18 protein-coding genes are annotated in these 20,407 nt (G+C 71.2%); 10 read left to right on the top strand and 8 right to left on the bottom strand.

Annotation, left to right across the window (positions count from 1 at the left end):
* The first annotated feature begins 166 nt into the window (after positions 1 to 166).
* Positions 167 to 694 (top strand): regulatory protein RecX, encoded by a 528-nt coding sequence (locus ACFVYA_RS11190; RefSeq protein ID WP_387044547.1) that lies wholly within the window; start codon positions 167 to 169, stop codon positions 692 to 694.
* Positions 695 to 847: 153 nt separating this feature from the next.
* Here the strand turns inward: ACFVYA_RS11190 and ACFVYA_RS11185 are convergent, their stop codons facing one another.
* The 4 genes from ACFVYA_RS11185 to edd form a co-directional block, all read right to left on the bottom strand.
* Complete coding sequence (locus ACFVYA_RS11185; RefSeq protein WP_387044545.1) at positions 848 to 2,110, bottom strand: MFS transporter; 1,263 nt, start codon at positions 2,108 to 2,110, stop codon at positions 848 to 850.
* A gap of 22 nt (positions 2,111 to 2,132) precedes the next feature.
* Positions 2,133 to 4,100 carry a PEP/pyruvate-binding domain-containing protein gene (locus tag ACFVYA_RS11180; protein WP_387044544.1) on the bottom strand — a complete coding sequence of 656 codons (1,968 nt, stop codon included), beginning with the start codon at positions 4,098 to 4,100 and terminating at the stop codon, positions 2,133 to 2,135.
* A gap of 214 nt (positions 4,101 to 4,314) precedes the next feature.
* Positions 4,315 to 4,920: a bifunctional 4-hydroxy-2-oxoglutarate aldolase/2-dehydro-3-deoxy-phosphogluconate aldolase gene (gene eda, locus ACFVYA_RS11175; RefSeq protein ID WP_387044543.1), complete on the bottom strand. Its 606-nt coding sequence runs from the start codon at positions 4,918 to 4,920 to the stop codon at positions 4,315 to 4,317.
* Positions 4,917 to 6,800, bottom strand: coding sequence for a phosphogluconate dehydratase (gene edd / locus ACFVYA_RS11170; protein WP_387044542.1), 1,884 nt, complete (start codon positions 6,798 to 6,800; stop codon positions 4,917 to 4,919). The genes eda and edd overlap by 4 nt, the downstream gene beginning before the upstream one ends.
* 234 nt (positions 6,801 to 7,034) lie before the next feature.
* Here edd and ACFVYA_RS11165 point away from each other — a divergent pair, with 234 nt between their 5' ends.
* From ACFVYA_RS11165 to ACFVYA_RS11140, 6 genes are all read left to right on the top strand, one after another.
* The gene (locus ACFVYA_RS11165) at positions 7,035 to 7,322 is read left to right on the top strand and encodes a hypothetical protein (RefSeq protein ID WP_003054488.1); all 288 of its coding nucleotides are present in this window, start codon (positions 7,035 to 7,037) and stop codon (positions 7,320 to 7,322) included.
* Positions 7,319 to 8,143, top strand: coding sequence for a hypothetical protein (locus tag ACFVYA_RS11160; RefSeq protein WP_285989614.1), 825 nt, complete (start codon positions 7,319 to 7,321; stop codon positions 8,141 to 8,143). Before ACFVYA_RS11165 ends, ACFVYA_RS11160 begins: the two co-directional genes overlap by 4 nt.
* Before the next feature lie 67 nt (positions 8,144 to 8,210).
* Positions 8,211 to 10,127: a fumarate reductase/succinate dehydrogenase flavoprotein subunit gene (locus ACFVYA_RS11155; protein WP_387044541.1), complete on the top strand. Its 1,917-nt coding sequence runs from the start codon at positions 8,211 to 8,213 to the stop codon at positions 10,125 to 10,127.
* Positions 10,124 to 10,876 carry a succinate dehydrogenase/fumarate reductase iron-sulfur subunit gene (locus ACFVYA_RS11150; protein ID WP_360184347.1) on the top strand — a complete coding sequence of 251 codons (753 nt, stop codon included), beginning with the start codon at positions 10,124 to 10,126 and terminating at the stop codon, positions 10,874 to 10,876. Before ACFVYA_RS11155 ends, ACFVYA_RS11150 begins: the two co-directional genes overlap by 4 nt.
* Positions 10,877 to 10,957: 81 nt before the next feature.
* Positions 10,958 to 11,482, top strand: a complete 525-nt coding sequence (locus tag ACFVYA_RS11145) for a GNAT family N-acetyltransferase (protein WP_387044540.1) — start codon at positions 10,958 to 10,960, stop codon at positions 11,480 to 11,482.
* Complete coding sequence (locus tag ACFVYA_RS11140; protein ID WP_387044539.1) at positions 11,479 to 12,594, top strand: amidohydrolase family protein; 1,116 nt, start codon at positions 11,479 to 11,481, stop codon at positions 12,592 to 12,594. Before ACFVYA_RS11145 ends, ACFVYA_RS11140 begins: the two co-directional genes overlap by 4 nt.
* Here the strand turns inward: ACFVYA_RS11140 and ACFVYA_RS11135 are convergent.
* Entirely contained in the window at positions 12,578 to 12,763 is a 186-nt protein-coding gene (locus ACFVYA_RS11135; protein WP_285989619.1) for a DUF397 domain-containing protein, read from the bottom strand. The two genes, ACFVYA_RS11140 and ACFVYA_RS11135, sit on opposite strands and share 17 nt — an antisense overlap.
* A gap of 3 nt (positions 12,764 to 12,766) precedes the next feature.
* A complete protein-coding gene (locus ACFVYA_RS11130; RefSeq protein ID WP_387044538.1) occupies positions 12,767 to 13,618 on the bottom strand; it encodes a helix-turn-helix domain-containing protein in 852 nt (283 codons plus the stop codon).
* Positions 13,619 to 13,829: 211 nt separating this feature from the next.
* Between ACFVYA_RS11130 and ACFVYA_RS11125 the strand changes: the two genes are divergently transcribed.
* Positions 13,830 to 14,498, top strand: coding sequence for a YoaK family protein (locus ACFVYA_RS11125; protein WP_387044537.1), 669 nt, complete (start codon positions 13,830 to 13,832; stop codon positions 14,496 to 14,498).
* An 87-nt stretch (positions 14,499 to 14,585) separates the two neighbouring features.
* Here ACFVYA_RS11125 and ACFVYA_RS11120 read toward each other — a convergent pair whose 3' ends face one another.
* Positions 14,586 to 15,092 (bottom strand): hypothetical protein, encoded by a 507-nt coding sequence (locus ACFVYA_RS11120; RefSeq protein ID WP_285989622.1) that lies wholly within the window; start codon positions 15,090 to 15,092, stop codon positions 14,586 to 14,588.
* 280 nt (positions 15,093 to 15,372) lie between these two features.
* On the opposite strand from ACFVYA_RS11120, the gene ACFVYA_RS11115 reads away from it, so the two are divergent.
* Positions 15,373 to 19,041: an ALF repeat-containing protein gene (locus tag ACFVYA_RS11115; RefSeq protein ID WP_387044536.1), complete on the top strand. Its 3,669-nt coding sequence runs from the start codon at positions 15,373 to 15,375 to the stop codon at positions 19,039 to 19,041.
* 6 nt (positions 19,042 to 19,047) lie between these two features.
* Positions 19,048 to 19,665 (top strand): hypothetical protein, encoded by a 618-nt coding sequence (locus ACFVYA_RS11110; RefSeq protein WP_387044535.1) that lies wholly within the window; start codon positions 19,048 to 19,050, stop codon positions 19,663 to 19,665.
* Here the strand turns inward: ACFVYA_RS11110 and ACFVYA_RS11105 are convergent.
* Positions 19,662 to 20,399, bottom strand: a complete 738-nt coding sequence (locus ACFVYA_RS11105) for an SDR family NAD(P)-dependent oxidoreductase (protein WP_387044534.1) — start codon at positions 20,397 to 20,399, stop codon at positions 19,662 to 19,664. The two genes, ACFVYA_RS11110 and ACFVYA_RS11105, sit on opposite strands and share 4 nt — an antisense overlap.
* Positions 20,400 to 20,407: the final 8 nt, after the last annotated feature.

Here is a 20,407-nt window from a genome sequence, read left to right as displayed (position 1 = left end):
CCAGGGGGCGAGCCCCCTGGACCCCCGCCGGGGTTGCGTTGGGTGGTGGCGTGCGGCTTGGTGATGTGCGGCTTGGTGATGTGCGGCTTGGTGGCGTGCGGCTGGGTGGTGTGCAGATGGTTGGGTTTGAAGACGAGGAGTGATTCAGGTGGGCAGGGCGCCTAAGGTGCCGCCGGCCGAGCTTTCTCCTGAAGAGCGGTACAAGAAGGCCAAGGAGATCTGCTTCGATCTTCTGGCCGTGCGTGCGCGCACTCAGGAGGAGCTCCGGCAGGCTCTGCACCGCAAGGGGTTCGACGAAGAGACCAGCGAAAACCTGCTCGGCAAACTCGACCGGGCAGGGCTGGTCAACGACGCGGAGTTCGCGGAACTGTGGGTGAAGTCCCGCCACGCGACCCAGGGCCTGTCCCGCATCGCGCTGATGGCCGAACTGCGGCGCAAGGGCGTCGACGACGAGGTCGCCGCCCAGGCGGCCGGCGAGGTCGACCGCGAGTCCGAGGAACAGATGGCCAGGGAACTGGTCCGCAAACGCCTCGGCTCGCTCGGCAACGTCGACGAACAGACCGCCCTGCGGCGCCTGCTCGGCTTCCTCGCGCGCAAGGGCTACTCGCAAGGCCTGGCCTACACCGTGATCAAGGAGGAACTCCGCGAGTACGGGGCGGAGTCCACCCTCCTCGACGACGCCGTCATCGACTGAGGGGCGGCCCAGCCCGACGAGCAGGGCACCCCTGCGGCCCGGGGCCAGGATGGCACCTTCGCTGCGGGCGAAGACGGCCTGACGACCGTGTACCCCACCGGGGGCCGCGCCGCCGGTGACGGCGGGCGCCGCGGCCAGGGTCAGGGTCGCACGTCACGGGGCGGTGGCCGACACCGTCTCCCGGCGGACCGGGCGGCGCCGGTCCGAACGGTGCTTGCGGACCGCCAGCAGCAGCACCGCGAGCAGCCCCATCGCGATGCACGTCACCGCGGCCGTCAGCACCAGGAACTCGTTCAGCTGCCCGGCCGCCAGGTACGCGCCCAGCGCCACCGCCACCAGCGCGCACACTGCACGGTCCACAATGGACTCCATGGACAGGAGGGTGGCGCGGTAACGGGAATCCGGGATGGAGTCGTTCAGCAGCTGCTTCTGGACCGGGAACGCGATCCCCGTCGCCACCGCGAAGACGCACAACAACACCACCGCCGGGAAGGAGCCGACGAACACGATCGCCCCGAGGCACAACGCCATCACGATCGTCAGCGTGAACACCGAACCCACCGGGCCGATCGCCCGGCGGAGCCGGTGGGGGCGGGCCGCGCCCAGTGCCTCGAAGACCGTCATCGCGGCCATCACCGCGCCGAACCAGTTCACCGAGAGCGCCTTCGACTCCAGGATCGGCTGGAACAGGTTCACCTGGCAGATCCGCACCAGCGTGAACATCGCGACACCCTGCACCATCAGCAGCACCAGCCACCGGGACGAACGCAGCGCCGACAGCGCGCCGCCGACTCCCGCGAGCAGCGACGCCGTCTTGCCGGTCACGCGGCGGCCGCCGGGGATCGGCGGGAGCTTGCACGCGAAGACGAGGGCGATGCCCGCGTTGATCGCCGTCAGCCAGTACGGAGAGGGGAGGCTCCAGGACATCAACAACCCGATCACCGGCCAGAACACGATCTTGCCGACCAGGCTGTACGCGCGGCCGACACCTTCCACGCGGAGGTAGTGCTCCCCGGCGCCGGAAGCGTGCAGGTACTCGTACAAGTACGCGCTCTGCGCGCCGGACACCAGCGAGCGGGCCAGGGCGATCAGGACGAAGTGCACCAGGAACCCCGGGTACGAGCCCAGGAACACCGGCACCAGGTTCGCGGCCACCAGCACGCCGGCGCCCGCCGCCAGCGAGGTGCGGTAGTCGAAGCGGTCGGCGATCATCCCCGTCGGGATCTCGAGCAGGCAGAACACGATGTAGTAGATGCTCTGGATGCCGAAGATCTCGCCGTCGGAGAGCCCGGCGAGCTTCTGGTACGAGTAGAAGATCGGCACCCAGAGCAGCAGGCCGAAGAAGAACTGGAACCCGTAGGTCAGCCGGACGGCGCGCTGAACGGCGGGTTTCGCGGGCAGGCGAAGGCCCAGCATGATCGTGTGTCTCCCGGGAAGGTCAGGCCGAATAGGGGCGAAGCTGCACGAGGTGGAGGTGCTCGCCGTCGGCGAGCCACTCGACGTCCACCGGTGAGTCGAAGGTGTAATCGGGCGAGAAGTGGCCCTGCAGCAGGCGGCCGGCGACGGCGAGCCGCTGCAGCTGGGCGTGCGCGGCTTCGTCGAGGTCCGCGGGCGCGTCGCCCAGGGACAGCGTGCGGCCGCCGCCCTCGACCGTCGAATACAGGTACTGCATCGGCAGCGCCGAACCGTCGACGACGTCCGTCACGCGCGGCGACACGTTGACGTACACCGTGCGGAAGTCCGCGCGGTTCATCGGGTTCGTCGTCACCAGCACCCCGCCGAAGTCCGCCGCGACCTGTTCCTGGATCACGGCGCCCATGTAGCACTCGTCGAGGGAGATCCCGGCCTGCTGCCGCAGCCGGACGCTGCGCACGGACACCAGCGACGCCCAGACCTCCTTGACGCTGGCGAAGATCCGCTCGGCCGTGGTGACGTGGTTGTGCGACTCGTAGATCCCGGCGGCCGAGAACCCGGCGAGGTCCTCGGCGTTCGACGAACTGCGCACGACGAACGCGCGCACGCCGGCCAGCTGCGACACCAGCGCGGAGTCGATTTCGTCGGCGAGTGCCCCCGGCAGGCGCGCCGACCGGATCAGGCCCTGCAGCTCGACGCACAGCGGCTCGATCTCGCGCGCGTCCAGCTCCAAGGCCATCTTCAGCTTCCCGATGGCCTGCTGGATCCGCGGCGACGACTCCAGGAACCGCCGCTGCAGCGAGAACGGCAGGGCGATGCCGCGCGGCACGCGGACGTGCTCGTCGAGCAGCCGGCGGGCCGCGGCGCCCAGATCGGCGTCCAGAGGGACGTCCAGCAGCCGGGCCAGGTAGGGGAGCAGGTTCTCCCGCGGCGGCCGCGGCACCTGGTAGAAGCCGAGCAGCCGCTGTGACCCGTGGGCCAGCACGTGGTGCAGCTCGCCGAGGTTGGCCGCTTTGGTGCCGTAGCGGTGGCGATCGGATGCGCGCAGCCGGGCGAGGTTCACGATCGGGCTGTGCTCGGCCTCCGGCTGCTCCAGGGTGACGCGCTGGGCGTACCAGGACGGCGGCGCCGCTTCGGCCGGCTCGTCGACCTCCCGCAGGGACAGCGCCTGGGTGTCCACTGTGTACTCGACCCACTTGCCGTCGAGCCCGCGGCGTTCGATCTCGGCCAGGGCACCGAGCTGGACGGCGTTCGGGATCTGCCAGCCGGTGGCGAGGACGTTGGTGTGCGACAACGGCGTCGTGTGCCGCGTGTTGACGATCCCCGCCAACCGCGGGATGTCGTCGGGCACGCGGTCCATCACGATGATGTCGGTCCAGTCGAGCGTCGCGGCCCGGTACTCGGCCTCGCTGCGGAACGCTCGCAGCCGCCCGGTGGCCGTGCCCGGGTTCAGCGCCACGAACGGCGCCGTGGAGAACAGCTCGTGTGCGAAGACCCGCGGCAGCTCGCCCGCCGGGATCTCCCGGACGATCCGCTCCTGCAGCTGGTTGGCCGGCTTGAACAGCAGCGGCAGTGAGGGGTCGACGTACTGCGCGACGAAAGCGTGGAACTCGCGGATCAGCTCGGCCGGCATGGTGTCGACCTCGACCGTCTCCAGCGAAAACATCTGCGGGTGCAGCGCGAGAATGCCGAGCAGGAACCGGCGGTCCGGCGCGTGGTAGAAGGCCTCGTTGTACGAGTCGATCTCCGCGCGCACGCGTTCTTCTCCGACGCCGAGGATCTCTTCGCCGATATAGATCGCGTGAAAGGAATGCCGTGCGTGGTTCAGAAAGTGGATCTTCGCCTGCTCGCGGTCGACCACGACCTTGACGAAGGAATAGCCGCCGAGAGTGCCGCCGAGCTGGTGAAGTGCGGACACCGAAAGGCGTTCGCCGACGAGTGCGGCGACGGTCTCGGAGGCAGGACTGGGCGCGACCACGCTGGTCAGGGACACGGATTCTCCTCGCTGGAATAGCGAAGAGGAACGATAACAGGCAGGTAAATAACCCACCAGGGCGGTGGATGGGCCATTCAGCGGGACGGCGCCGGGTTCCATGACCGGCGCCACACCCGCTCGGAGCACCGTTCCAGCGCGTTGGAACGGTGCTCCCGGAATGCGGACGCGCATTCCGCCGTTCGGGTGCGGCAACGACGCGGCGTGATCTCCGCTACAGCGCGGCGGCCTCCGCGGCCAGCTTCTCGATCGTCGCGACGTCGAGCGAGGCCGTCAGCCACGAGCCGCCGATGCAGCCGACGTTCGGCAGCGCCAGGTACGACGGCGCCGAGGCCACCGTGATCCCGCCGGTCGGGCAGAACTTGAGCGACGGCAGCGGACCCGCGATCGACTTCAGGTACGCCACGCCGCCGGACGCCTCCGCCGGGAAGAACTTCAGCGCCGACAGGCCGCGTTCGGCCAGCCGCATCGCCTCGGACACCGTGCTCGCGCCGGGCAGGAACGGCAGCCCGGACTCGAAGCACGCGTCGACGACGGCGTCCGTGCAGCCCGGCGTCACGAGGAACTTCGCGCCCGCGTCGGCCGCCTGCTTCGCCTGGTCCGGCGAAGTGACGGTGCCGGCGCCGATGACGATGTCCGGCACCTCGGCGGCGACGCGCTCGATCGCCGGCAACGCCGCCGGGGTGCGCAGGGTCAGCTCGATGACCCCGATCCCGCCGGCGAGCAGGGCCCGGGCCGTGGGCACCGCGTCGTCGGCGTCGTCGATCACCACGACGGGCATCACGGGGGACAGCTCGAGCAGGTCCTGACCGGTGGTCACTGACCGACCTCCTGTGTTGTGAGAGCAGGCATTCCGAAGTGCTCCGGAGTCAAACCGCCGAACACCGAAGCGCCCTGGTCAGCGGGGCCGACGGCACGGCGCAACGCGGCGAACAGCTCTCGGCCGGTGCCGGTCCAGGATGCTTCGGACGGCGGGGAGTCCACAAGTTCGCGCCGGGCGAGTTCTTCGTCACCGACCAGCACGTCGAGCGAGCCCGCGGAAGCGTCGAGCCGGATGACGTCACCGTCCGCGATGCGCGCGATCAGGCCGCCCGCCGCGGCTTCCGGTGTCACCTGGATCGCGGCCGGGATCTTGCCCGACGCCCCCGACATCCGGCCGTCGGTGAGCAGCGCCACCGCGTGCCCGCGGTCCATCAGCACGCCCAGCGCCGGCGTCAGGCCGTGCAGTTCCGGCATGCCGTTGGCCCGCGGGCCCTGCTGCCGGATCACCACGACGACGTCGCGGTTCAGCTCGCCGGCCTCGAACGCGGCCGTGAAGTCCTCCTGCGTGGTGAACACCCGCGCCGGTGCCTGGACGACGCGGTGCTCGGGCGCCACCGCGGACACCTTGACCACCGCGCGGCCGAGGTTGCCCTCGACCATCCGAAGCCCGCCGTCCGCGGCGAACGGCCGCCACGCCGGGCGCAGGACCTCCTCGTCGAGGCTGCGGGTGGGCACGTCCCGCCAGACCAGCTCGCCGTCGGACAGGATCGGCTCGGCGCGGTAGCGGTGCAGCCCGAACCCGGCCACCGTGTGGACGTCTTCGTGCAGCAGCCCGGCGTCGAGCAGCGTGCCGACGAGGAACTGGATCCCGCCGGCGGCGTGGAAGTGGTTGATGTCGGCGCTGCCGTTCGGGTAGACCCGCGCCAGCAGCGGCACGACAGCCGAGAGGTCCGAGAAGTCGTCCCAGGTCAGCTGGATGCCCGCGGCCGCGGCGATCGCGACCAGGTGCATCGTGTGGTTGGTCGACCCGCCCGTGGCGAGCAGCGCGATGACGCCGTTGACGAACGCCTTCTCGTCGAGGATCCGCGCGACCGGCGTGTACTCCTCGCCGCGCGAAATGGCGACGATCCGCCGCCCGGCCTCTTCGGTCAGCGCGCGGCGCAACGAAGAACCCGGCTGGACGAAGCTGGCGCCGGGCAGGTGCAGGCCCATCACCTCGACGACCATCTGGTTGGAGTTGGCGGTGCCGTAGAAGGTGCAGGTGCCGGCCGAGTGGTACGACGCCGCTTCGGCGTCAAGAAGGTCCTCGCGGGTCGCGAGACCCTCGGCGTACAGCTGGCGGACGCGGGCCTTCTCCTTGTTCGGCAGCCCGGAGTTCATCGGCCCCGCGGGCACCAGCACGGCCGGCAGGTGGCCGAACGACAACGCGCCGATCAGCAGGCCGGGCACGATCTTGTCGCACACCCCGAGCAGCAGCGCGGCGTCGAACATGTCGTGCGACAGCGCGATCGCCGTCGACATCGCGATGACTTCGCGGCTGAACAGCGAGAGCTCCATGCCCGCGCGGCCCTGTGTGATGCCGTCGCACATGGCCGGGACGCCGCCGGCGAACTGGGCGACACCGCCGGCGGAGCGCACGGACTTCTTCAGCCACGCCGGGTACTCCTGCATCGGCTGGTGCGCCGACAGCATGTCGTTGTAGGACGACACGATCGCGACGCCGGGGGCGCGCGCGGCCCGCAGCGCTTCCTTGTCGACGCCGTCCATCGCCGCGAAACCGTGGGCGAGGTTGCTGCACGCGAGGCCGCGGCGGACCGGGCCTTCGGCGTGCGCGGCGGCCGTGCGGTCGAGGTAGGCCGTGCGGGTCACGGCACTGCGCGCGGCGATGCGAGCGGTGACTTCGGCGACAACGGGGTGCAACGATGGGGTCGGGCTCATGTCCGGCTCCGGATCACTGGGGTGGGGTGGTCCGCGGGACGGCAGCGCTGACGCCTCAGGGTCGTGACTCTGGCCACACTACCTCGGGAAAACGCCGAATCAAAATCGATTCAGAAGATCCCCCCGCGTGACCCCGATCACCTCTGGAACCGTTAGTGTGCTAGTTGTCACACTGCACGACGCGTGGCAAAGCCTTCGCCGGTTCCCTGCCAGCCCCACCACACGGGAGGCATGATGTCCACCTCCGAGATCGCCGAGCTGCGGCGAACCATCGGCCAGCTCCGGCAGTGCGTCGGCGCACTGCGCTCTCGCTACGGCGACGCGTCGGCGGTGCGCCGGCTCGCCAACGACGTCGAGCGCCTCGACATCGACACCGCGGACCTCGACGGCGTGCCCCTCGCGGTGCCCGCCCAGGCGAAGGCCGCGGAGCGCGTCCCCGTCCCCGACACCCCCTACGACCCGGCGCTGTGGCACGGCGCCGATGACGAAGGCGTCGGCGGCTACAAGCGCGACCAGCGGTGAGCGCTCCCGCTGACAACGGCGTCGGCACCGGCGTCCAGGCCCCGAAGCGGGCCCGGATCGCCGAGCGCACCCTCCGCACGGACCGGTGGTGGCTCCAGCCGCTGCTGACCGTGCTCGGACTGTCGGCGTTCATCATCTACGCGACGGTGCGGTCGTTCGTGCGCACCGCGTACTGGGTGCCCGACTACCACTACCTGACGCCGTTCTACTCGCCCTGCCTGTCCACTTCCTGCGTCGAGGGCTCGAGCCACTTCGGCCACTGGTTCGGCGACCTGCCCGGGTTCATCCCGCTCGGCTTCGTCGTGCTGCCGTTCCTGCTCGGGTTCCGCCTGACCTGCTACTACTACCGCAAGGCGTACTACCGGTCGGTGTGGTTCTCCCCGCCCGCCTGCGCCGTCGCGGAACCGCACGCCAAGTACACCGGCGAGACGCGGCTGCCGCTGATCATCCAGAACGTCCACCGCTACTTCTTCTACGTCGCGCTGATCGTCTCGCTGGTCAACACCTACGACGCGATCACGGCGTTCCACGGGAAGACCGGCGGGTTCGGCTTCGGGCTGGGCAACATCATCCTGCTCGCCAACGTGATCCTGCTCTGGGCCTACACGCTTTCCTGCCACTCGTGCCGGCACGTGACCGGCGGAAGGCTGAAGCACTTCTCCAAGCACCCGGTGCGCTACTGGATCTGGACGCAGGTCACGAAGCTCAACACCCGCCACATGACGCTGGCCTGGACGACGCTCGGCACGCTGGTGCTGACCGACTTCTACGTCATGCTCGTGGCCAGTGGCGCGATCGCGGACCTCAGATTCGTGAACTAGCGCTCTCCTCTCCCGCCAGTGTCCTCCCGACGAGGACGTCTCCCCAGCTCCGAGGTGGAATTCTTTTATGACCGAGGTCGAACGGCACAGCTACGACGTGGTGGTGATCGGTGCCGGTGGCGCCGGTCTGCGCGCCGTGATCGAAGCCCGCGAACGCGGCTTCCGCGTCGCGGTCGTGTGCAAGTCCCTGTTCGGCAAGGCGCACACGGTGATGGCCGAGGGCGGCTGTGCGGCCTCGATGGGCAACGCGAACTCGAACGACAACTGGCAGGTCCACTTCCGCGACACCATGCGCGGCGGCAAGTTCCTCAACAACTGGCGGATGGCCGAGCTGCACGCCAAGGAGGCGCCGGACCGCGTCTGGGAGCTCGAGACGTACGGCGCGCTCTTCGACCGCACCGCCGACGGCCGGATCAGCCAGCGCAACTTCGGCGGCCACACCTACCCGCGGCTGGCGCACGTCGGTGACCGCACCGGGCTCGAGCTCATCCGCACGATGCAGCAGAAGATCGTCTCGCTGCAGCAGGAGGACTTCGCCGAGACCGGGGACTACGAAGCGAAGATCAAGGTCTTCGCCGAGTGCACGGTCACCGAGCTGCTCACCACCGAGGGCCGCATCGCCGGCGCGTTCGGCTACTGGCGCGAGAGCGGGCGGTTCATCCTCTTCGAGGCGCCCGCGGTCGTGCTCGCCACCGGCGGCATCGGCAAGTCGTTCAAGGTGACGTCGAACTCGTGGGAGTACACCGGCGACGGCCACGCGCTGGCCCTGCGGGCCGGCGCGAAGCTGATCAACATGGAGTTCGTCCAGTTCCACCCGACCGGGATGGTCTGGCCGCCGAGCGTCAAGGGCATCCTCGTCACCGAGGGTGTGCGCGGCGACGGCGGGGTGCTGAAGAACTCCGACGGCAAGCGGTTCATGTTCGAGTACGTGCCCGAGGTGTTCAAGGGGCAGTACGCGGAAAGCGAAGAGGAAGCCGACCGCTGGTACGCCGACGCGGACAACAACCGGCGCACGCCGGACCTGCTGCCCCGCGACGAGGTGGCCCGCGCGATCAACTCCGAGGTCAAGGAGGGCCGCGGCTCCCCGCACGGCGGTGTCTTCCTCGACATCGCCAGCCGGCTGCCGGCCGAGGAGATCCGGAAGCGGCTGCCGTCGATGTACCACCAGTTCAAGGAGCTGGCGGACGTCGACATCACCGCGGAGCCGATGGAGGTCGGCCCGACCTGCCACTACGTCATGGGTGGCATCGAGGTCGACCCGGACACGGCCGCGGCGAGCGTGCCCGGCCTGTTCGCGGCCGGCGAGTGCTCGGGCGGCATGCACGGGTCCAACCGGCTCGGCGGCAACTCGCTGTCCGACCTGCTGGTGTTCGGCCGGCGCGCCGGGCTCGGCGCCGCCGAGTACGTGCACGGTCTCGACGGCAGGCCCGCCGTCAAGGAGTCCGATGTGGACGCCGCGGCGAAGATGGCGCTCGCGCCGTTCGACCCGCCCGAGGGTGCGTCGGCCGAGAACCCGTACACCCTGCACACCGAGCTGCAGCAGTCGATGAACGACCTGGTCGGCATCATCCGCAAGGCGGAGGAGATCGAGCAGGCGCTGGTGAAGCTGGCCGAGCTGCGGCAGCGGATCCTGCGCGTCACCGTGGAGGGGCACCGGCAGTTCAACCCCGGCTGGCACCTCGCGATCGACCTGCGCAACATGCTGATGGTCAGCGAGTGCGTCGCGAAGGCGGCGTTGACGCGGACGGAAAGCCGTGGCGGGCACACGCGGGACGACTACCCGGGCCTCGACGCCGAGTGGCGCAACAAGCTCCTGGTGTGCGCGGCTTCGGAGGGCGACAATCCGGTGGTGCCGGACATCGACGTCACGGTGAAAGAGCAGGTGCCGCTGCGGCAGGACCTGCTGGAGCTGTTCGAGTTCGGCGAACTCGGGAAGTACTACACCGACGGCGAGCTCGAGGCGCACCCTGGGAGCAAGGCATGACCTACAAGGCGAGTTTCCGCGTCTGGCGCGGCGACGACACGGGCGGCGAGCTGCAGGACTTCACCGTGGAGGTGAACGAGGGCGAAGTCGTCCTCGACATCATCCACCGGCTGCAGGCCACCCAGGCGTCGGACCTCGCCGTGCGGTGGAACTGCAAGGCGGGCAAGTGCGGCTCGTGCTCGGCGGAGATCAACGGCCGCCCGCGCCTGCTGTGCATGACGCGGATGTCGACGTTCACCGAGGACGAGGTGATCACGGTGACGCCGATGCGGACGTTCCCGGTGATCCGCGACCTCGTCACCGACGTGTCGTTCAACTACACGAAGGCGCGCGAGATCCCGTCGTTCACCCCGCCGGCGGACCTGAAGCCGGGCGAGTACCGGATGCAGCAGGTGGACGTCGAGCGCTCGCAGGAGTTCCGCAAGTGCATCGAGTGCTTCCTGTGCCAGAACACCTGCCACGTGGTGCGTGACCACGAGGAGAACAAGGAAGCCTTCGCCGGGCCGCGGTACCTGATGCGCATCGCCGAGCTGGAGATGCACCCGCTGGACGTCGCGGACCGCCGTGACGCGGCCCAGGACGAGCACGGCCTCGGGTACTGCAACATCACGAAGTGCTGTTCGGAGGTGTGCCCGGAAGGGATCCACATCACGGACAACGCGCTGATCCCGATGAAGGAGCGCGTCGCGGACCGCAAGTACGACCCGATCGTGTGGCTGGGCAACAAGCTCTTCCGCCGGGACAAGTAGGGCTTTCTCCTCGACGCTCGCGAACCGCGCCCCAGGCCGGTTCGCGAGCGTCTTCCCGTCCGCGCGTGCCAAGGTGGGGGCATGGAGATCGCACTGCTGCCGCCGTCCGCCGGAGCCGCGGTGATCGAGCGGGTGACCGGGCTGGTCAACCAGGTCTACGCCGAGTCCGAGAAGGGGCTCTGGCAGCGGAGCACCGACCGGACGTCCGTCGACGAGATCACCGGGTTCGTGCGGGCCGGGGAAATCGCCGTCGCCTCCGTGGACGGGGATTTCGCCGGGTCGGTGCGGATCCAGCGGCTCGACGACGCCACCGGGGAGTTCGGCATGCTCGCCGCCGATCCGGCGCGGCGGGGGCTCGGTGTCGGGCGGGAGCTCGTGCGGTTCGCCGAGCGGGTGAGCCGGGACGCCGGGTGCCGGGAGATGCAGCTCGAACTGCTCGTGCCGCGGGACTGGACGCATCCGTCGAAGCAGTTCCTGGCCGAGTGGTACGGCCGGCTCGGCTACCGCGTGACGCACCGCGCCGACCTCGCCGAGGACTACCCGCACCTCGCGCCGTCGCTGGCCACGCCGTGCGACTTTCTCATCTATCGCAAAGACCTGCGGTGACGGTGCTCGCCGGGGCGCGGGTGTTCGACCCCGAAACCGGGGAGAGCACGCGCGCGGACGTGCGGCTGGACGGCTCGCGCATCGCCGAGGTGGGTTCGGGGCTCGACGGTGAGCGCGTCGACTGTTCCGGCGGCTTGCTGATCCCCGGGCTCATCGACTGCCACGTGCACGTGGCTTTTCCGCGGCCCGAGCCGCTGCCGCGCAGTGCGCGGATCCTCGAAGCCGTGCCGGTGCTGCGCGGGCTGCTGGCGCGCGGGATCACCACCGTCCGGGACGCCTGGGGTGCCGACGCCGGGTTCAAGCACGCCCTGCGCGAAGGGTGGATCGCCGGCCCTGACCTGCTGGTCAGCCTGCGTCAGCTGGGGCCGACCGGCGGGCTCGGCGACAGCTGGGAGCCACCCGCCGGCGCCGTCGATCACTTCGGTGATCCGGCGCTGCCCGACCCGCTGTTCGACGGCCCGGACGCGGCGCGGGCGGCCGTCCGCCGGATGGTGCGGGCCGGCGCCGACTGGATCAAGGTCGGCGCGAGCGGGGCGATGCGGGCGGTGCGCGAGGGCGTCGACGTCCGCCCGGCCGACGACGAGCTCGCCGCGCTGGTCGAGGAGGCCCGCCGCTGCGGCCGGGACGTCCTGGCCCACGCGCACACCTCCGCCGCGGTCGTCTCGGCCGCCCGCGCCGGGGCGCGCAGCATCGAGCACGGCACCTTCCTCGACGACGACGCCGTGGCCGCGCTCGAGAACGCCTGGTACGTGCCGACGCTCTCGCCGATCAGTGACGGCGAGTTCGCCGAGACGCACCGCCGCTCGCTTCGGCTCGCGGTGGAAGCGGGGGTCCGCGTCGCCGCCGGTTCGGACCTCGCCCCGCGTCCCCATGTCGACTTGACGACCGAGCTGCGGCTGCTGGCCTCGGTGCTCGGCGAGGCGGCCGCCCTGAAGGCGGCCACCTCCGAAGCGGCGCGGCTGCTCCGCCTCGACGACGACCGCGGCCGCATCCGGCCCGGGTTGCGGGCCGACCTGGTCCTGCTGGACGGCACGGATCTCGACGTGACCGACCTGCCCGGGCGGACCCGGGCGGTCTGGCACGACGGGAAACGCGTCAGCGCAGCGAGCTGAGCAGGGCGCTCCACGCGGGGTGGGGGACGGTCAGGTGCCCGGCGGTGGGTGCCTTCGAGTCGCGGACCGCGGTGGCTCGGGACGCGAGGGCGACTTCGACGCAGGTGCTGTGTTCGGTGTCGGCATCGCTGTGACTGCTCTTGAACCACTTCAGTTCGCGGCCCGCCATCGGTCACTCCTTCATGCGCTCGAACTCGTCCGCCAGCCGGACGAGCACCTCCCTCGATTGTCCCTCGGAAAGGGCGGCTTGTTCCAGCCTCGTGGCCAGGACGTAGAACGCCTCGACCGCGACCCGGTCGTCGATGAACAGGCCCGCCGCGTAGGTTTCCTCGTAGACGACCGGCGCGTGCTCCGGGAACTCCATGATGGTGAACCGGCTGCCCACGAGGTGGTAGGGGAGTGCGGTTTCCGGCAGGACCCGGATGCTGCAGTGCGGCAGGTTGGTCGACAGCACCAGGTACTGCAGCTGCTCGTGCATCAGCGCCGGGTCGCGGACGATGGTCCGGAGGCTGCGCTCGTAGACGAAGTAGCGGCAGCGCGGCGGATTCCGCCGCTGCAGGAGCTGTTGCCGGTCGAGCCGGGCCTGCACGAGGATCTTCAGGCGGTCCGCGGTGTAGCGCCCGGTCAGTTCGTGGAGCTCCTTCACGTAGTCTTCGGTCTGCAGCATGCCCGGGATGGCTGTCGGGCTGTGCGAAATGATCGTGTCGGCCAGGTTTTCCTGCATGATGAGGGACTTCATCGGGTCGACGAGCTTGTCGAAGTACGGCCGCACCCAGTAGAGGTCGCCGGGCGGCTGGGCGAGCTCGAGGAGCCGCGCGCGTTCGGCGGCCTTCGTGCCGCAGTGGGCGAGGTAGATGGCGGCGTCGATCGGCGAGATGCGACGGCCGTTTTCCCAGGCCGACACCTTCGAAGCCGACCAGTCCGCGCGGCGGGCCAGCTCGCGCAGGGTCATCCGTTTCAGCTCGCGCTGGTTCTTGAGCTCGCAGGCCATTTCCCGCGTGCGCACCGTGCTCTTTTCGGTCATGCCACGGACGGTAGAGGGAACCTCCGACAAAACGCCGCTCGGCGCGCGCGGATTCACCGCAAGGAGGTCGCTGTTCCGCCTGTGTGACAACGGAAGCAGCCCACGAAGCGCTGCGAAGCCGCTTCGCGGCCCGAAGCTGCTTCGCGCTTTCTTAAGCGATATATGAAATTCCCGATTTGGAATCGACGGCAGGCCGGTGTTGAATACGGTCATGGCCGAACCGAAACCGCGCGACCTGGCCGCCCTGCTGCTGACGCTGACCGTCGTCACCGGGGTGGTCGACGCCGTCAGCTTCCTGGGGCTGGGGCGGGTCTTCGTCGCCAACATGACCGGGAACGTCGTGTTCTTCGGGTTCGCGGCGGCGGGGGAGACGACGCTGTCGGTGCTCGCCTCGCTGACCGCCGTGCTCGCGTTCCTGGCCGGCGCGCTCGCCGGCGGGCGGCTCGCCCGGCGCGAGGACGACTACGACGCCCTGCGGCAGGCGACCGCGGCGCAGGCGGCGCTGATCGCGGTGTCCGTCGTGCTGTCGGCGACCCTCGGCAGCCACACGCGGCTGGGCAGCGAACTGCTGATCGTGGTGCTCGGGCTGGCGATGGGCCTGCAGAACGCGGCCGTCCGCCGCATCGGCGCGCCCGACCTGACGACGACGGTGCTGACGATGACGCTGACCGGCTTCGCGGCGGATTCGAAGGCGGCCGGCGGACCGGGTGCGCACCCGCTGCGCAAGGTCGCCGCCGTGGGGGCGATGCTCGTGGGGGCCTTCGTGGGCGGGCTGCTGCAGCTGCACGTCGCGATGTGGGCCGCGCTGGCGGTGGCGCTCGTGCTGGTCCTGGGTGTGGCGGCCGTGCTGTTCCGGACCCGGCGGACGGCCGCGCGATGACGGGCCGGCGAACCGGACGGCCGGCCGCGATGCCGGCGGCCGCCCGGTTCCCGCGCTCGAATCGTCCACAAAGGACGAGGCGTCCGGTCAGGAACCGGTGACCTTGAGCTCGACCAGGGTCGCGGGGTCCTGACCCGCGCCTTCACCGAACCCGGTCCAGCCGTGCTTGTCCACGTTGACCGTGCTGGGCGCGCCCTTGATGGTGACGGTGGCCTGCACGTTGTGCGCCTCCTGGTCGTCACCCTTGGCCTGGAAGGCATACGGGATGCTGAGCTTGAGGTCGCCGGTCGAGCCGGTCACCTGGAAGCAGTAGTGGCCGGGGTCCGCGGCGTGGTCGGCCGGGTTGTTCGTCGAATAGACCTCGATCACGCCGGTGTGGCCGGCGCAGTCGACCAGCAGGATGTGCCCGTCCCCGCTGACCAGGGTGATGCCGCGGTCGCGCAGGATCTTGTCCGCGCCCGGGTAGCTGTAGTCCTCGACCAGTCCGGGCGGGGCGTCGTCGGCGGTCGCGGCGCTGGTGATCGCGGCCGTGCCGGAGATCACGGCGACGCCGGCGATGGCGGCCGCGGCGAGCAGCGTGGTGCGGATGCGCATGTCGGGTTGCACTCCTTGTCGTTGACGGGGCTGGGCGCGCGTCGCCGGACTGAGTGCTGCGTCCTCGACCCGACATGGCCCCCCATGCGAGAACAGACGGACCGTATCCCCACGCCGCCGTTCGGTCAACGTCGTGATCAGTACTTGATCGGAGTCTTTCCCCCGCGGCGAACCTGCCCCTAAGGTACTTCTCGGCTGACACAGGGGGGACCGCGTGCGCGGCAGCCGGCGGCTGCGGCCGTCCACCCCCTGCGGATCTGACGAGGGGGCAGCGGGGGACATGGGCATCCGACACCTAAGAGCCGTTCTGACCGCGACGACGGCGTTCGCGCTCGTCGCCGGCATCGTGGCGACACCGGCCGCGGCGGCGGACACACCGCAGCCGACGGAACGCCAGCAGGTGCTGGCGCTGATGCGCGACGCGAGCCCGGTCATCTCCCGCGCGGCCGAGGCCGCGCTGTGCGGCACCGACGCCGACGTGCACACGTTCCTGGCCACCGGGCTGAGCCGGATGCAGGAGATCTCCGACCGCGTCGCGGTGCAGCAGATGATTTCCACCGGCGGGCCGGCGACGCAGCGCACGGCCAACGCCGCACTCGGCGGCGGCATCGCCGACGTCCGTGCCTTCCTGGCGAGCGGGTGGCGGCAGCCGTGGCAGACGGACCTGCGCGTGCAGGTCTCGCGGCTGCAGTCGGCCGCCACCGGGCCGGCCGTGAAGAGCGCGGCCAACACCGCCCTCAACGGCACACCCGAGGACCAGTTGGCCTTCCTCGGCCAGGGCTACCAGCGAGCCCAGGTCCTGGACGACCGGATCACCGTGCAGCGGCTGATCAACACCGCCGGGCCGGAGGTCAAGAAGGTCGGCAACTGGGCGTTGTCGTCCAGCGCGGACGACGTGCGCTGGTTCCTCCAGAGCGGCTACCAGGTCGCGTTGCAGCGTGACCAGGAAACCGCGACGGTCGCTCAGCTCGCCGAGCTCGCGCGGAGCTCGGAAGCCCGCGCGGCGCAGCAGACGCAGGAGGCGAAGGACGCGGCCGACCAGGCGGCGGCCGCCGCCGCGGCCGCCAAGGTCGACGCGCAGATCGCCGCCGACGAGACGCGCAAGGCGCAGGGGTCGGCCGAGCAGGCCGCGCAGGCGGCGTCGCGGGCGGCCGACGCCGCCAACCGCGCGGCGCGCGCCGCGCAAACGGCGATCAACGCGGCCAACGCGGCGAACAACGCGGCTCGCGAAGCTTCGGCCGCGGCCAGCCAGGCCGCCTGGGCCGCGTCCATGGCCGGCCGGGCGGCTTCGAACGCCCGCAACGCGGCCGCCGCCGCGGCCACGGACCGGGGCCAGGCGGACAAGGCGACACAGGCCGCGAAGGACGCCCGCGACGCCGCCAACGGCGCGCAGAGTGCCGCCGACGCGTTGACCCACGCCATCGACGCCGTGCACGCCGTCGTCGTCACCGTGCAGGCCGCGGCTGCCGCCGCCAACGACGCGGCCGCGGCTGCCGCCGCGTCTTCGGAGGCCGGTGGCTACGCGCAGCAGGCCGGCGCCAGTGCCGCCGAGGCGCGCAACGCCGCCGCCCGGGCCCAGCGCAACGCCAACGAGGCGAGCCGCGCGGCCGCCGCCGCGCTGTCGCTGGCCAACGACGCCGCCGCCTGGGCCGGCCAGGCGCGGCAGGCGGCACTGGACGCCGCCGCCCACGCCAACGCCGCGGCCGCCGCGGCCGACGACGCGGCCAAGCACGCCGGGGAGGCGGCCGGGGCGGCGCAGCGGGCGAAGGACGCCGCGATCGAGGCGAAGAACGCCGCCGACGCCGCGCAGACGGCCGCCGACCAGGCGGAGAACACGGCCGGTCTGGGCCGCCGCGCGGACGCCGAGCGGCTCGCCGCGCAGCAGTCCCAGGCGACGCGCGACGCGCAGGACGCCAAGCAGGCCGAGGACTCCCGGACGGTGGCCCCGCGCTGGACCGCCGGCCAGCCGGAGCAGCTGAGCGAGCGGGCGGCGAGCCTGCTGGTGGCGGCCAAGGACCCGGCGGCTCCGCCGGCGACGGCGATCGCCAGCGGCCGGAAGCTGGCCGCCGAGCTGATGCACACCGGCGGTCCGAAGCTGTTCGCCGCGGCGAGCACCGCGCTCGCCGGCACGGACGCCGAGCTGACCGCGTTCGTCCAGAGTGGACTGAACGGTGCGCTGGAGCAGGACGACCGGCTCAGCCTCGGCATCGTGGGTGGCGCTTCCCTGGTGCCGGCCCAGCGCGCCGCGGCCGGCACCGCCGCCGCGGGCGGCCACGACCAGGTCAAGCAGTTCCTGACGACCCGCGACTACCAGGGCAAGGTCACCAACGACCGGCTGGAAGCCCAGCGCATCTCCTCGGTCGGCGGGCCGGCCACCCGGGACGCGGCCAACCGCGCCCTCTCCGGCACCCCGGCCGACGTCGCCGCGTTCCTGAAGTCCGGGCAGTTCACCGCGGCCAAGAACGACGACCGGATCGCCGTCCAGAAGATCCTGGACCAGGGCGGCCCGGAGGTGAAGGCCGCGGCCAACGCCGCGCTGTCCGGGCCGTGGAGCTACGTCCGCGAGTTCCTCCAGTCCGGGCAGTACAGCGCGGCCTGGCGGGATGCCGACACCGCGCAGCACGTCGCGCAGGTCAACGGCTACGTCGCCAACGCGAAGGAAGCCGCCGCCCTCGCCCACCAGCAGGCCGCACTGGCCGCCGAGTACGCGGCCAACGCCGCCGGCTCGGCTGCCGACGCCGCCGCGGCGGCCCAGGCCGCGAAGGACTCCGCGGCGGAGGCACAGCGGCACGCCCAGGACGCCAACGCCGCCGCCGACCAAGCCGAGCGGTCCGCCGCCCAGGCGGCCCAGTCGGCCGAGACCGCCCGGTGGGCGGCGTCGAACGCGCAGGCGGCGGCGCAGGCCGCCCAGCGATCGGCGGCGCAGGCGGCGCAGTCGGCCGCCCTGGCCAACGAGTACGCCGCGGAGGCCCGCTCGGCGGCGGCCCGGGCGCAGGCCGACGCCGACGCGGCGGGCAAGGACGTGCTCGAAGCCAGCAAGGCGGCCGCCGACGCGTACAACGCCGTCAGCGTCAAGCAGGCCGAAGAGAACGCCAAGCAGCAGGTCATGGACATGCGCGGCACCGTCCAGCAGGTCCGGGACGCGGTGGCGCAGACCATCCAGGACCACCCGGAGCTGCAGGGCCTCCTGGACGCCGCCAACCAGCTGCTGTCGATGATCGACACGATGGCCGGCGCCACCCTCGACTACGTGCGCGACCACGCGGGTGAGCTGCTCGCGCTGATCCAGCACCTGGCCGAGACCGCGGCGGGCGTCGGCACCGCGCTCGGTGGCGCTTCGGTCGCCGGCGGCGCGATCGCGGCGTGCGCCGAGGAGGTCGGCGCGGGTGCGGCGATCGGAGCCGGTGGCGGTGCGGTCTTCGCCGGCGTCGGTGCGGTGCCCGGCGGCATCGGCGGCGCGCTCGTCGGGGCCATCGCGTGCGTGTTCACCTCGGGTCCGGCGGTCTACGCCGGTGTCGCCGAGATGATCGGCGGCCTGGCCATGGCCATGCACGGCATGGAGGGCATGGCCGACGACATCAAGAACCTCGCCGAGAACCCCGGCAACAAGCTCGGCAACGAGCGGGAGGCGAAGGTCGCGGACATCGTCGGCGGCCGGCGCACCAAAGAGCTGACCAACGACGGCCAGGACTACCAGATCGTGATGCCGGGCGTCGGGAGGACCGGCGTGGATGTGTTCGGGCCGGAGGGTGAGTACATCGCGGTCGGCGGTTACGGCAAGAACTTCAACCAGCAAAAGCTGGGCAGTCAGATGAAGATCCTCAAGTGGGGTGCGGACCAGTCCGGTGTGCGGGCCCTCGCGTACTTTGAAGAAGGCACTCCCCAGGAGGCGCTCGACCTCGCCAAGAAGTGGCTCGGCGACGGCAATGTCCTCATGTTCCCGAAGTAGGCAGGAATGTCATACGGATTCGTCCGGCTGTACCGGCGGGACTGGACACCGGAACAGGTGCGCCGGCGGGTGGACTCGCTGGCGGCGGCGGGGATGGTGCTGAGCCATCCCCGCACCGGCCGGATCACCGCGATCAGCGGTGCGTGGGAGACCATCGGCGAGCAGGTCGAAATGGACCGCGACGGCCTGCTCGCCGCCATGGCCGGTCTCGGCGAAAAGGGGTTCACCTTCCAGTACTGGATGACCGACGACGAGGACGCCGACGTCATCTGCACGCTGAGACAGGCCGGTGACGGCGTGGTCGTCGAGGACTACGGGCTCGACGGCTTCGGCGGTCCGGTCTACCGGAAGGGACAGGACACGGTGATCCGCCCCTTGCTGGCCGAGTTCCGGGCGACCGGGTCGGCCGCGGTCGGCCTGGTCGTCGACCGGTGGGGGCCGTCGCAGGAAACCGACCTCGACGACATCGTGACCGGCGGCCCGACTCCGGTGACGATCACCCCGGAACTGATGGTGTTGCGGCCCGAGGTCGCTCACCGGCACCCGGAGCTGCGGAACTTGGTCCCGTTCGGCGACTTCCTCGCCCGTGACACGGATGGGATCCTCGCCCTGGTACCGGACTAACCGAGCGAGCGGCCGCCGTCGACCAGCAGGCGCTGGCCGGTGATGAAGCTCGCGTCCTCCGAGGCGAAGAAACTCACCGCCGCGGCCACTTCCTCGGGGGTGCCCAGCCGTCCCGCCGGGACCGACGCCCGGTACTCCTCCCGCTCGGCCTCCGGGACCTCCGCGTGCCGCTCCACCGGGATGAACCCGGGCGCCACCGTGTTGACCGTGATGCCGTCCGGGGCCAGTTCGCGTGCCCACGCGCGGACCAGGCCGATCTGGGCGCTCTTGGCCGTCGCGTACGCCGAGCGGCCGGGCGGCGGACGGTCGGCCACCTCCGAGTCGACGTGCACGATGCGGCCGTGGCCGCGGGCGCGCATGCCCGGCAGGACGGCGTGGCCGAGCAGCACCGGCGACCGGACGAAGAAGTCCAGCTGGGCCAGGTGGTCCGGCCAGCCGACCCGCGCCAGCGGGGCATCCGGCTGCGGGCCGGTCGCGTTGAGCACCAGCACCCCGATCGGGCCCAGCAACGCCGTGACGGCGTCGACCAGGTCGCCGGCCTGGCGCCGGTCGGTCACGTCCGCGGCGAAGGCGGCCGCGCGGCCGCCTTCGGCGAGGATGCTCTCCGCGGCGGTCTTGAGGTCGGCGTTGTCGTGCCGGCCGTTGACCGCGACGGCGAACCCGTCGCGGGCGAGTCTCCTGGCGATCACCCGGCCCAGGCCGCGGGAACTGCCGGTCACCAGTGCGACACCCATGACGCCGA

Origin of the sequence: Amycolatopsis sp. NPDC058278 (genome assembly GCF_042881395.1) — a bacterium.
GTDB lineage: Bacteria > Actinomycetota > Actinomycetes > Mycobacteriales > Pseudonocardiaceae > Amycolatopsis.
The sequence above is the reverse complement of the archived record's forward strand: the minus strand, read 5'-3'. Positions and strand labels throughout refer to the sequence as shown.